The organism is Dapis hubbardiae BLCC-M172 (assembly GCF_050016015.1).
Classification (GTDB): domain Bacteria; phylum Cyanobacteriota; class Cyanobacteriia; order Cyanobacteriales; family Microcoleaceae; genus Trichodesmium.
On the sequence record NZ_JBNHEQ010000329.1, the window covers coordinates 1 to 12842 of the forward strand.

Consider the following 12842-nt stretch of genomic DNA (forward strand, 5'->3'; position numbering starts at 1 on the left):
AAGCCTTCTCTCCTAGATAACTAAAGCCTTCTCTCCTAGATAACTAAAGCCTTCTTCCTTACCTTCTCACTTTCAATACCGATGCTACCGGACATGATATGACTTCCGACTTGCGGGTAGCCCTATATATTCCAAGCTCAATATAATATTCGTTCTCTATAAAATGGATTTGCTATAATTGAGTTGACAAAATAGGATTATGTAAATAATCACAGTCCTATTTTTCAGCTCTAATCAAACCCCATATATTTCTATAGGAGGAAAAATGGCAATTAACGATGATTTTTTGTATCCTCGCAGTCGCTATCACGGTGATTTTACTCCAGAAAACTTAGTCTTTAATGCTAACTTACAGGAATTTGCTCAACGAGTTAGTCTAATTTGTGGGTTAGAAACTGGTGGGAAACTTTCTTCTGAAGAAGCTTATTATAAAATTAAAGACCTTTGGAAACAGTTGAAAAAGTCTAAGAAAAATTTGGGTATTGGTGAAGACTCTGGGAATAGTTCTACTCAGGAAAATATTTAAAATTAACAATGATTTTCTCCCCTACATTAACGGGTAAATTGAGTATTTTTACTGAAATATTAACCTTATAATAATCCTCAAATTCTCAGTGTAGTTGTGTATCAAATATTCTGAAAACAGACAACAGGGAATAGACAACAGAGAGGAAGAATATACTAACTAATTATGAGTTCATGGGCTATGAATAGAATTTATCACAGTCCTATTTTTGGTTGTCTACAAATATCCTGAAAGCAGGCAACAGTTCCAAAAATCAAAACTCTACAAGTAAGAGTTTCAGAGTATTTATCTGTACTGGGACTTTTGACAAATTCTTGAGGAATGCTATGATAAGTAAAAACACTGAGAAAAAATAGTTAAAAATATAATAAAAAGTAAAAAAATATTAAGAACAATTTAAAGATAGGCAAAAAAGCAAAATAACAATGGATATAATATTACCAGAAAGAGAAAAATTTGACTTAAAATCTTTTTAATCAAATTATAATTGTTGAAAATTACTCAGGGAGAAACTAAAATGAATAAGCATGAATTTCTTTGTCCACAGAGTTCCTATTACGGAAAAGAAACTCCAGAAAATATGGCTTTTAATAAAAAATTACAAGAATTTTCTCATAAAGTAAATTATATCAGTGGTTTTCAAACAGCAGGGAAAATTCCGGCAAGATTAGCCTATCTACAGGTGGAGGAACTATGGAAAGAGCTAGAAAAAACAAAAGAAAACTTAGATAATGCAAAAAAAGCTCAACTATAAGGATAATTTATGGCTAATAAGCAAACCGCGATCGCCAATTACTAAATTTTGATAATTACCTAGAATTGGCGATATAGCTGCAGCTAGGCTCCGCCAACGCTTAAAATTGAAATAACTGACCTTCAAACGATTAATTTTCAAATACTAATTCCATCCTGTCGCCCCTAAATCTTGTCATCCCATATTCAATAATCTTGCCATCCCCATCTACATTTATCGACTCTGCTAATAAAATAGGGTGATTAAGAGGAACTTCCAAAACAGAAGCATCTTTATGTTCAACTATACGAGCATAAACATGAGTTCTATGACGAATATGGTCGCAATTATATAGCTCCCTTAACAATTGAGAAATTGAACCTTTCTGTTGCAAAAATTGGATTCCTTCCTCCTCTATTATTTCTGGAAAACGATCTAAAGGAAAATAACTACTACAAATGCTAAGGGGTTGCTCATCTGCAAAAGCTAAACGTTCAATTAAAGCTACAGCAGCACCTACTTCTATTTCTAGTTTTTGGGCAATAGCAACATTAGCAGATATTTCAACTACTTGTAGCAATTGAAAATTAGGTTTTTGGCCTTGAGCAATGAGAGTTTTATTGTAGCGTACCCGTTTACCAATAACATATTGAATAGGTTTAGCTACAACAAAAGTTCCACGACCTTGATCTACTCTGAGCAACCCTTCACTTTTCAAAATAGCGATCGCTCGGCGCAAAGTATGACGGTTAACGTCAAAATATTCGCTGAGTTGAGCTTCAGTCGGTAACTTGTCTCCTAGTTGATAAACTCCTTGCTGAATATTTTGGCGTAACTCTTCAACAATTTGAGTATAAATTGGTAAGTCTTCACGGTACATGACGTCTTAAATTTATATATTTTAATTTGGGGTTGCATAATCATTATATAAATTATAAATATTCACCCTTGATGCTAATTGTTTCCTAGGCATTTTATTACAACCTATTTCTACTCCCTAAATTTCAAACATTATATCGGCACTAAATTTTCTATGGCTTTGTTGCATGAACTGGCGATAAAACTCCATTCCGCTTTGGTATGCAGATGAAAATGGATAGGGAAAATATCCCGAAGTATTCATTAGATTTCTCTGACTAAATTACAACCTGGATTAATTTCCAAAATGATAAACCCAAATACTAAAGTTAGTGCTAATCCTGAAAATAAATGTTAACACCCTTAATAAAAAGTTGCTTAACTTTATCGTTATTTAACTTATGTTGTTTCTGGTTTTCCATTTTTTTTAATCCTCTAAACTTTAACTTTTTAGTATAAGTGATACTTTTGCCTGGTAAAATGTGCTTACTTTTCTATTTCCTATTCCCTATAAAAATATAATATAATTTTGTAGGTCACAAGTATCATAATTGCTGTATTATATACTAATACTCGCAAAAATTAGTATTATAGCTTTAAGCATTTCTGTTCCGGAATGCTGCGGAAATAGCTTTTTTTTTGTGAATAACACATTTGCTACAGATAGCTAAAATTAGCTACTTTGAACCATACCTTAAAATAGGACTTATAGCAGTCGCCACTACTGGCGCGGGCATTCTCGCTCTTCTCAAACATAGTCACAGCAGGAATGTAGGGGCGAATGGCCATTCGCCCCTACAATTAGCCTATTCCAAATCAAATTATCTAGAATTATTATGTCGGCAAAATTTGAACAAGTATTTGTGCATCCTAGTCAATTTCCTGACCAAGTTTATCAAGATTATTTAGTCAGTTTTTCTGGGAAGCAAATTAATCATAAATTTCATTATGATAGTGTCAAGCAAAGTCAAAAATGGTTAAAAATTCACCAAGAATATTCTCCTTCTCGAAACGATCGAGATGCTATTAATACCTATGAAAAATGTTTCCAAAAAACAGCCGAAACCTTAGATAAATTTTCTAGTATACAGTTAATTGGATTAGGTTCTGGAGGTGGAACTAAAGACAGTTTGTTATTGTCGTACTTATCTAATCAACGGCGAGAGTTAATTTATTATCCTCTAGATGTTAGTTTATCTCTGGCAATAATTTCGGCTCAAAAAGCTAGGAGTTCTTTAACTGAATTATCTGTACAACCAATTGTTTGTGATTTACTCGATGCTGATGATTTAATGTTTCAGATTCAGAAAAGGGATGAGCAAGAAAGAAGAATTATTACGTTTTTTGGTATGATTCCTAATTTTTATCCCCAGCAAATTTTCCCAACTTTAAATAATTTTTTGAATGAGGGAGATTTATTACTATTAAGTGCAAATTTAGCACCTGGTTCTGATTATGTTCAAGGTATTGAAAAAATTCTGCCACAATATGATAATGAATTAACTAAAGATTGGCTGATTACTGTATTGGAAGATGTGGGAGTTAATCACGAAAATGGGAATATCCAGTTTGGGATTAAAGATGATGAGGAAAATCCTAATTTGAAAAGAGTTAATGCTGATTTTGAATTGAATAATGATGTGAGTTTTAAATTGGATGACGAATTGATAGAGTGGAAAAGTGGGGATAAAATTGGCTTGTTTTTCTCCTACCGTTATACCACTACAAAACTGCAAGAAATCCTCAGTAGTTATGGGATAAATATATTGAATTATTGGGAAGCTGCTAATGAAGAAGAAGGAGTTTATCTCTGTCAGAAAAGTAAGTAGGGAGTAGGATAGGGAGCAAGCAAAAAATCAAAATATTTACTACAAAAGCAGAGAAACCGGGTTGATTAAATACCCCACCATACTAACATCTACCTTCCATAAATCCTGTTTCTTATAACACTTCCATTGCAAGCGGATTTGATCTTAAGATGGAATCTGCTGTACCTAATTTTTGGACTAGACTTGCTTGTTTTGCTGTCTCTATTTCCTATTCCCTAAATTCACAGTAATTGAATATTTTTTTATTAAAACTTACACAGAAACCGGGTTGATCTAGGAATTTGCGTGACTTGAAAAATCAGGGAAATAAACCCGGTTTATTGTTTGAGTGCTTCATGAATGGATAATGGATAATTACCTCTAGTTAAAACCGTAACGGAATTGAATATGAGCAAATATCCTAGCACTTTTTTTCCCTTTGAAAGTGGAGGCTAATAAAGCTGAATAATTAATAATTATTAATTATTCGGTCAGTCCTATTTATTTGAAAATCCCTAAGTTATTAAAAATATTCAGTCAAAACAGAATTTAGTTTTTCTTGATGTTCAGTTGGAATATTTTCAGGAGGAGATATTTGTAGTAGAGAATTATCAAATTTAATATCAGGTATTTCCGCAAGAATACCCAAAGGTTCACCATTTTTAAGACGTTGTTTTTTGCATTTAGCTAAAGCCATCAAAGTCTCACGTTTTTCACCAACACACTCAAATGGTTTCTCAGAATTTGGGTCAAATAAACGTTTCCAAATATCCTCAAGTTTTGTCAGATTAAATAAGTCTTTTCCTACTACCTGGGTAGCAAAACGAGAATCTGTTACAGCTTCAATTAAAGCATAAGAAAAAGCACATTTTGGACAGTTACAACACCATCGTATATCTTCTGGAGACCACTGTGCTTCATTACAAGAAGTAAGCTCATTTAGGATATTTTGGTTCCACAAAGATAGTTGATGAACTGCACCTATAGAATAAACTTCTTCGCAAATACTCACATAACTAAAAGGTAAATTTTTGCGCTTTAAAAAATCATTAAAACGTTCTATATAAGCAGCTCCCTTAGCACTTTGATGATTAACTTCTCGACCTTGGTATGTGGCATTAGATTCATTGGAACTTTTATCATTTGCCAATACAAGAAACCGATGTCCTTGCTGTATAGCAATTACCATCATAATGAAAAGAGCATTAGTAATAGTAGGGTCATTACGAACACCTTGATAAGCAAAATGTTCTGCCGGATCTTCCTGGGGATGAGCTTGTATTTCCCATAGGTAAGTTTGATTTTTAATATAGTCAAATACTGGGAATTTTTCCAGCCATTTTTTACCTAATATTCCTCCTGCATTATGTAAAGTAAATCCTTCTATCGGCAGGTTTGCTTGCTGCATCCACTCAAAAGCGAATGTACTTTCTTTACCCCCACTAACTGCAAGAAGGTAGGTATCGTTGAGGGAAGGAAAAGAATAATTTTCTGTATAATTTGAGGAAAACTCTATGCGAGGCATTTTTTCCCAATTCCATTTTTCCAGATAAAACTTTTGCTGAAGATACCAATAAATATCTTCATTCCACCAATCTATTTCCCACTGAAGACAACCATACCAAGGTACTTTTACTATCTCAGGGGTACATATTTCGCAAAGGCGATAAATTTCTGCCATTGCTATTCCTATTAAAATAGATGGGTAGGTTTTTTCTGTATTTTCAAATTTTGGTGGAAAGTCAATGTAATAAAAATGTTGCCAATTATCAATTAAAAAGGGAAAAATAAGTCGATAATTTTCCCAGTAAGGTGCTTGAGAATAAATGACTGAACAGGTGGGAGATTTTCCTGTTGCCATGTATTGTATCCGCGACTCATGATATCTACTTTTGAATTGTTTAGTTAAACTCATTTTTATATTTTTAGGGAATAGGGAACACTTAACTGGGAATAGGGAACAGGGAGAAATAACTGATATTTCTTTATTAGGGAACAGGGAAGAGAGAATAGGGAGAAATAATTGATTTTTTGGATTTTTGGAGATGTCTAGTGAATAAATCAGTAAATTTTTATCCTAATCAATCTATTATAGCGCTACTTGAATCGGGAACAGGGAACAGGGAACAGGGAACAGCAAACTGTCAAAGGGTTTCAAGATTTAGAAATGTCCTAAACTATTTGCGTAGTGCTATATTATAAATCTTCTTGTATACTCCTAGCAGCAATAGCACCTTGAGCTACTAAGGAAAAACTACTATAATTTTGTCTCCTAGCTACTCATTACTAATTATTTATTCAAAGCATTAAAAAATTACTTTTCCCTTTTGAATAAATACATTGACTCGTACAAGTTTCATCAATTCTTACTGCTACGAGTCCAGGAATTTTATTTTCTAATTGTTCGTAAATCCATTTAGCGATCGCTTCACTGGTAGGATTATCTAAACCTGTAGTTTCGTTTAAGTGATAGTGGTCTAAATAATCATCAAGCAGAGGTTTTAAATATTTTTTTATATCTCCATAATCCATAATCATACCCTGCTTTGCACCATAATTTTCTAATTTATTACCAGAAACATAAATAACACCCCGCCAGGAATGACCATGTAATCTTGCACATTTCCCATCGTGATTAGGTAATTGATGGGAAGCTTCAAATCTAAATTCTTTACCTATTATCCAAGTTTCTGAATTAGATTCATTTTCGATAGTTTGAGATTTTTCCTCTTTTTCTTTCATTTAATCCCATTGCCATTCAGTTATCAGTTATCAGTTATCAGTTATCAGTACCTCCTCAAGTTTAAGTTCTTTTCCTTATTTACTAATCCTAAATTATTTGTGAGAAAAACTGTAGATACTCGGTCTCCAAACCCAAGCTAAAATGGGATTTAGAAACCAAACCCCTACGAAAAATATTAAGTAGTTGTGCTTTTAGGAATTTCCTAGTTCAGAGAGGGAAGAGGGAATAGGGAACAGGAAATTAATAGAATGTGTAATTAATTTTGCTTATGAACTTACAACCTATTTAGGACTGCTATTACTTCTTACCGAAAAATAAAGCTATAAAGCCTTCTATTTCAATAGAAAAAGCGGTCATTTCACTTCAATCAAGAAAAGAAATAATATTTCCCGATCTTCAATTCCGTTACGGTTTTCCTTGAAGTAATTATCAATTATCCATTATCAATTATCCATTATCCATTAATTAATTCTTCCCTACTCCCTTATTTTTAAAATAATCCCAAAGTATCTAAAACAGCTCTAATTTTAGGAACTTCATGGGTTCTAAATAAGTCAGTTTTTCCCAACGCAGCTAACACACAGAAAAAAGGTTCAGCACTTCTAACTTCTTCTCCAAAACATTCAAAAGCATGGGGAAGTGCATGACATACAGGAAAACCTAATTTTCTCAATCTAAAAGTATTTAAAAAAGTTTTCATCTGATAACCAATGCGTAGAGAACTATCCTGAAGATTTTTATAATAAAATCCCAAACCAGGGTCAATAAATATTTTTCTCACGCCATACTTAGTTGCTGTTTCTATTTCTTTAGCAAAATATTCATACATTAAATTTGTGGGGTCATCTCCAAAATCAAAATCACCCACTTCTCTAACATTTTTTCCCTGAACATAACAGATAATTACCCCCGCATTAAATTCAGATACAGTCTGATAAATTTCTGCACTTTTTTCCGGTCCTGTTAAATTAATTATATTAGCTCCTGCCTTTAAACATTCTGTGGCAACTTCTGGATAATATGTTTCTATTGAAGTCAAAACACCTTCTTGATTAAGAGCTTTCAGAACAGGCAAAATTTGACTTTTTTGCCTAATATCTTCTACTCTTTCCGCCTTTTCTAAAGTTGATTCTGCTCCAATATCTACCACATCTGCACCTTGAGCTTTCAAAACCATTCCGCGACGAATAGCTGTTTCTGCACTTAAACATACACTTTCTCTATACCAAGAATCATTAGAAAGATTTATTACTCCTAAAATAGCTTTCTCAGTATTAAAATTAAATTGTTTATTACCAATAGAAAATTCTTCTACTTTAGCTGTTATAGAATCTTTGTTTTGTTCGTGGATTGTATATAAATCTTCAAGATTAAGCATTTCAGTTATTAGTTATTAGTTATCACTATCTTCAGCTTCAACAAAAGGTAATAAAATCAGAAATTTCCTTTTTTATCCCCTTGCAAAGGGAAGCTTGAGACCTTCTTTCTTAGTCAAATGTTTCCTAACTTAAATAAGTTAAAATTTTCCCTATTCCCTAATTTGATTGTGCATATTTTTTTGAATCTCAAACTACCCATAATTATGATGAATATATTATATCATGTCTGGATAATTCAGTCATCACAAAAACTTTCTCCTTTCTAGTCTTTTCTTCCCTTCTCAATTCTGAATTCAGAATTCAGAATTCTAAATTCTGCCTTCCCTAATTTGATTGTGCCTATTTTTTTGAATCTCAAACTACCTATAATTATGAGGAATATATTATATCATGTCTGGAGCATCAGTCATCACAAAAACTTTCTCATTTATAGTCTTTTCTTCCCTTCTGAATTCTCAATTCTAAATTCTAAATTCTGCCTTCCCTAATTTATAAATTCCAACCACCAGATACTTCCAAAACTTGTCCTGTAATATAATCAGAATCAGGATTAATAAAAAACCAAACTGCATGATTAATTTCTTGCAAAGTTGCTGGACGTTTAGCAGGTAGTTTAGGAATCATTTCTTCAATATCAAAAGAATTTTCAGCTATTCCAGGGGATACTACATTAACAGTAATTTTGTCTTTAATTACCTCTTGAGCCAAAGACTTACTATAGATGATAATACCTGTTTTGGCAATTACATAAGCCGTATTTGTCTTTCGCGCTACCACATTTTGAGCATGAGCGCAAGCAAAATTAACTATTCGTGCCCCATTAGCTGCTTTGAGATAGGGAAGTGCTGCTGTAGTGACATAGAAATTGGAATTGAGATTAGAGTTAATAACTTCCTGCCACTCTGCTATGGATATTTCCCTGGTAGGTTTTCCTAAAAAGTTTCCTACATTATTGACTACTACCGATAAACCTCCAAGTTTTTCTACTGCATTTTCCACAAGAGACTGAGCTTCCTCTGGTTTAGTCACATCTGCTTGTAGAGCAATAGACTTGACTCCATAGGTAGCTGCCTCTTGACTTGCTTGGTTAGCTGCCTCCGCACTCCGGTTATAGTGAAATGCTACATCAAATCCTTTACTAGCTAAGTCAAGAGCGATCGCCTTACCTATTCCAACTGCTGAACCTGTTACAAGTGCTTTTTTGATCATTTAGTAGAATTGCTATTTTAATACCAATTTCCTAACCTTATACCAATTCACTTTAAAAATGTCACAAATAGTTAGCGACTGATAATGTGAAATAATAAGCTGAAATTACTGTTAAGTTTTAGACAGCATTTTCCTCGACATTTATGGACAACTGTGGACAAAATGTATAGGTATAACCGTCTTTTTGATGTACAACTTTTAATTTGCTTACATGAACACTTTTAGCTTTTTGTCCTGGCACTGTGAAATTAAAACTATTTGATGAGCGAGCGAGGATTAACTCTACCTACAACTCCAGTTTCAATATTCAAGGCTAAGTCTCCACTATTCCAACCTTTTATCGGTTTTAGCGGGTTGTACCTTATGGGGTATCCATATTTATTTACCGCTGCTTTCTGTCTACCTCCTTGCCCTTTGCAAATAGCAGCTAAAGCTTGGGTGGTGTGGAAATTTAACTGATTTACTTCACCTACACAAGCAGCATCTATGCAGTGCGATGAAGGCAGCTTATGTTTTCTGCGGTTAAATTTTGTTTGTCCCCCGCGCTTATGTGATTACAGTCAACCCAGTAGTCTTTAAAGTGTTGAACAATTTCCACCGACAAGAATTAACCGAGTAGTGCATCTTTTCAAGGTAATTTGGCTTGGGTTTCTATTCGCTTTAATAATTCTGGTTTTCCTGATAAGAATTCCTTGACATCTCGGTTACTCTTAAGTTGATTGCATTTAGTACAGGCAACAGTTAAGTTAGATACTCGGTCTAAGCCTCCTTTCGATATGGGGTGAATATGTTCTATTTCTAGTGGTGTATTTTTTTGACCACAGTAAGCACATTGGCGACCCCATTTGTCTAACAAATATTCTCTCAACTTACTTTAACCTCAAAGTTTTGAGCCGATAAAATCTCAATTTTGACTTTTGACTTTTGACTTTTAACTTCCGTGAAACGGTATAACTTGCCAGCTTAAAGCTTAGATACTCCTGAACATTCTACCTCTTCTAGAAGTTTAGCAATTGTTTTTCCCGAAACTGGGTCTATCCAATCAGGGGCTATTTCCGCTAGGGGTACAAGTACAAAAGCTCTTTCTCTCATTCGAGGATGAGGTATTTGCAGATTAGGAGTATCTAATATTAAATCATCATATAGAATTAAATCTAAATCTAAAGTTCTAGGTCCCCAATGTTCTAAACGTACCCGCTTAAATTTTTGTTCAGTCTCTAAGAGAATTTCTAACAAGTTATGGGGGGTTAATTCTACTTTTAATAATGCACAACCATTGATATAATCTGGTTGTTTTGGACCTCCTACAGGTTTAGTTCTATACCAGTTGGAATAACTAATTAAGTTAATACCAGGAATTTCATCTAAAGTTTGAATTGCGTTTTTGAGGGTATCTAGAGATTCTCCCAAATTACTACCCATGCCAATAGCAGCATTTCCCTGATTTTTTTCTAAGTTGTTTAAGTTAGTAGGATTAGACATTGTTAGAGCGATCGCTTATAATTTCCCGATTGATTTTGTTGATACAATTTCATCAATAATATTTATACTATCTACGAACAGTATCCCACATAAATATACCTTTTCAAATAAGTAGTTAGGAATTAAACATTTATAATGTCTTAGTTGATATATTTAAGATTTCCCGACTTATAGTCAAGCTGGACGATTAGTTATTCAAATATTTATAAAGTCTGAGTTTAGATAGTCAGATTTTTGAAGTTAGTAGTCAGCCGTCAGAATTGAGAAGCCAAATATCTATAACGTCTGAGTTTAGATAGTCAGAATTCTAGAGTTATTAGTCAACCATTACAACTAGGACGTGTCATCAATTAAAGAGGTTGACATTAAAAGTATAGTATGCTTATGAAGAATAACTAGAGGAATCATAAAAAAGGACTGCTCTAAATGACTAGACGTTATGGCTTGCGTATGGGACCAATGGGAACGGATTCAAAATCTACTACCAGGCCGTGAAGGAACTGTAGGCAGGACTGCCACAGACAACCGCCTCTTTGTTAAAGCTGTTTTATACAGGTATATAGAAGCCCTAACTGTATCTCCAGAAAATAGGTCCTGGTGGAGAATTAATTGATAAAAAATGGGTAATAATTGATTTGATGATTGGATGAGTGGGAGATATCTAATACACCCCATCTCCCCATCTCCCCATCTCCCCATCTCTCCACACTCCCGTACGGACGCCCTTATGCAACGTCCCTACCCCCACTCCCCTACTCCCCTACTCTCAATCTCTAATTTTAAATAGATCCCCTTAGGGGTTCTATAAGACTACTGCCAAAGCAGCAGCCAAATGTTAACCCACCCTCGAAGCTCACGCTCGGTAGAAATATCTGCGCCTTTAGGCCAGAGAGAATATCAAAAGGAGGTACATGGACAGTAGGAAGAAAAATAGCAAAAGAATTAAGAAAAGATGGTGCTACTCCGATTAAGATAAAATAATGATGGAACTATTTTTTAATTAGTTATTATGGACTCAATCTCAATTACTGGAATTCGCTGCTATGGATATATAGGATTTTTTCCAGAAGAGAAAGTATTAGGTCAATGGTTTGAAGTAGATTTAATTTTAGGGTTAGATTTGACTGCTGCTAGTAAAAGTGATGCCTTAGAAGATACAGTTGATTATGGCAGTATAGTTAATACTGTCCAAGAGCTAGTGAAAAATTCTAAGTTTGCTTTATTAGAAAAAGTAGCAGATGCGATCGCTACAGCTATTTTACAACAGCCATTGGTACAAGATGTCAAGGTGAGTTTAACAAAGTTAGCTGCACCTATCCCTGATTTTAGTGGCAAAGTTACTATTGAAATTAGTAGAGCAAAGGAAGTATTAGTATACAACTAAATTACTAACTTTGTTGAATTTATCGAATTTTTCCAGAAGGTGAAACAGAGAGTTTTTTGTAGAATTGCGAAATAGAATCAGAGCCTATTTATCAACTTAGTATTAAGTTGATATATCTCTGGTTTAAAAAGCTGACTAATAGTAAAATTAATTCGGGGGTTTGATAACTAAACCCCTACAAGTAATTATATGAAATTCGTTAATTTTGGCTACCAAATAATTAATAGGAAGATTGGGAGATGAGAATATTCGTGTATTTGCACAATTTTTTGTATTTCATACTAATACAAAAATCAGTTAAATTACAAGTTTGATTAGACGAAGATGGTTATATTATTCCAGTATTAGGAGACGCAGGCGATCGCTTGTACAGAACTAAATAATTAGGGCTTGCTGAAAAAGTCTTTTGAAGCATTAGGGGAGCCGAGGAGTAGGAGGAGTAGAGAGTAGTATATAACCCCTAAAGGGATCTATTTAAAATTAGAGATTGAGAGTAGGGGAGTAGGGGAGTGGGGGAGTGGGGGAGTGGGGGAGATGATGAAGTAAGTCAAAAAAATTCTACCTTTTTCCTCTATTTCTTTATTCTCCATCTCCTGACTACTGAGGACTGAGGACTGACTCAAGAGCCAAAAACCCTTACCTTTGCGGAGATACGCTTAGGGCTTCTATAGAACCCCTGAAGGTATTTATTTTTTTATACATGATGGGGGTGGTCCGTGT

General features: G+C 34.0%; 11 protein-coding genes and 1 pseudogene. 5 read left to right on the forward strand and 7 right to left on the reverse strand.

What is annotated here, in order from left to right; all coding sequences use genetic code 11:
* Window positions 1-265: 265 nt before the first annotated feature.
* Window positions 266-526: a DUF7219 family protein gene (locus ACP6PK_RS30525; RefSeq protein WP_426565391.1), complete on the forward strand. Its 261-nt coding sequence runs from the start codon at window positions 266-268 to the stop codon at window positions 524-526.
* Window positions 527-1043: 517 nt separating this feature from the next.
* Entirely contained in the window at window positions 1044-1280 is a 237-nt protein-coding gene (locus ACP6PK_RS30530) for a DUF7219 family protein (protein ID WP_426565393.1), read from the forward strand.
* Window positions 1281-1410: 130 nt separating this feature from the next.
* Here ACP6PK_RS30530 and phnF read toward each other — a convergent pair whose 3' ends face one another.
* Window positions 1411-2139 carry a phosphonate metabolism transcriptional regulator PhnF gene (gene phnF, locus ACP6PK_RS30535; protein ID WP_426565395.1) on the reverse strand — a complete coding sequence of 243 codons (729 nt, stop codon included), beginning with the start codon at window positions 2137-2139 and terminating at the stop codon, window positions 1411-1413.
* Between the two features lie 814 nt (window positions 2140-2953).
* Here phnF and ACP6PK_RS30540 point away from each other — a divergent pair.
* Entirely contained in the window at window positions 2954-3946 is a 993-nt protein-coding gene (locus ACP6PK_RS30540) for an L-histidine N(alpha)-methyltransferase (protein WP_426565397.1), read from the forward strand.
* 502 nt (window positions 3947-4448) lie between these two features.
* On the opposite strand, the gene ACP6PK_RS30545 is transcribed toward ACP6PK_RS30540, so the two are convergent.
* The 6 genes from ACP6PK_RS30545 to folK all read right to left on the reverse strand — a co-directional run bounded on the left by ACP6PK_RS30545 (window position 4449) and on the right by folK (window position 10738).
* Window positions 4449-5840: a MurL C-terminal domain-containing protein gene (locus ACP6PK_RS30545; protein WP_426565399.1), complete on the reverse strand. Its 1392-nt coding sequence runs from the start codon at window positions 5838-5840 to the stop codon at window positions 4449-4451.
* Window positions 5841-6223: 383 nt separating this feature from the next.
* Window positions 6224-6667: a 6-carboxytetrahydropterin synthase QueD gene (queD, locus tag ACP6PK_RS30550; RefSeq protein WP_426565401.1), complete on the reverse strand. Its 444-nt coding sequence runs from the start codon at window positions 6665-6667 to the stop codon at window positions 6224-6226.
* Between the two features lie 491 nt (window positions 6668-7158).
* Entirely contained in the window at window positions 7159-8046 is an 888-nt protein-coding gene (locus ACP6PK_RS30555) for a dihydropteroate synthase (protein WP_426565403.1), read from the reverse strand.
* Window positions 8047-8536: 490 nt separating this feature from the next.
* Window positions 8537-9256, reverse strand: a complete 720-nt coding sequence (tmpR, locus tag ACP6PK_RS30560) for a bifunctional dihydropteridine reductase/dihydrofolate reductase TmpR (RefSeq protein WP_426565405.1) — start codon at window positions 9254-9256, stop codon at window positions 8537-8539.
* Window positions 9257-9884: 628 nt separating this feature from the next.
* Complete coding sequence (locus ACP6PK_RS30565) at window positions 9885-10112, reverse strand: HNH endonuclease (protein WP_246844192.1); 228 nt, start codon at window positions 10110-10112, stop codon at window positions 9885-9887.
* A 107-nt stretch (window positions 10113-10219) separates the two neighbouring features.
* Window positions 10220-10738, reverse strand: coding sequence for a 2-amino-4-hydroxy-6-hydroxymethyldihydropteridine diphosphokinase (gene folK, locus ACP6PK_RS30570; RefSeq protein WP_426565407.1), 519 nt, complete (start codon window positions 10736-10738; stop codon window positions 10220-10222).
* A 426-nt stretch (window positions 10739-11164) separates the two neighbouring features.
* On the opposite strand from folK, the pseudogene ACP6PK_RS30575 reads away from it, so the two are divergent.
* Both ACP6PK_RS30575 and folB read left to right on the forward strand, forming a co-directional pair.
* Window positions 11165-11297 (forward strand): annotated as a pseudogene (locus ACP6PK_RS30575) (IS5/IS1182 family transposase); the annotation flags it as partial.
* A gap of 450 nt (window positions 11298-11747) precedes the next feature.
* Window positions 11748-12122 (forward strand): dihydroneopterin aldolase, encoded by a 375-nt coding sequence (gene folB, locus ACP6PK_RS30580; RefSeq protein ID WP_426565409.1) that lies wholly within the window; start codon window positions 11748-11750, stop codon window positions 12120-12122.
* Window positions 12123-12842 lie beyond the last annotated feature (720 nt).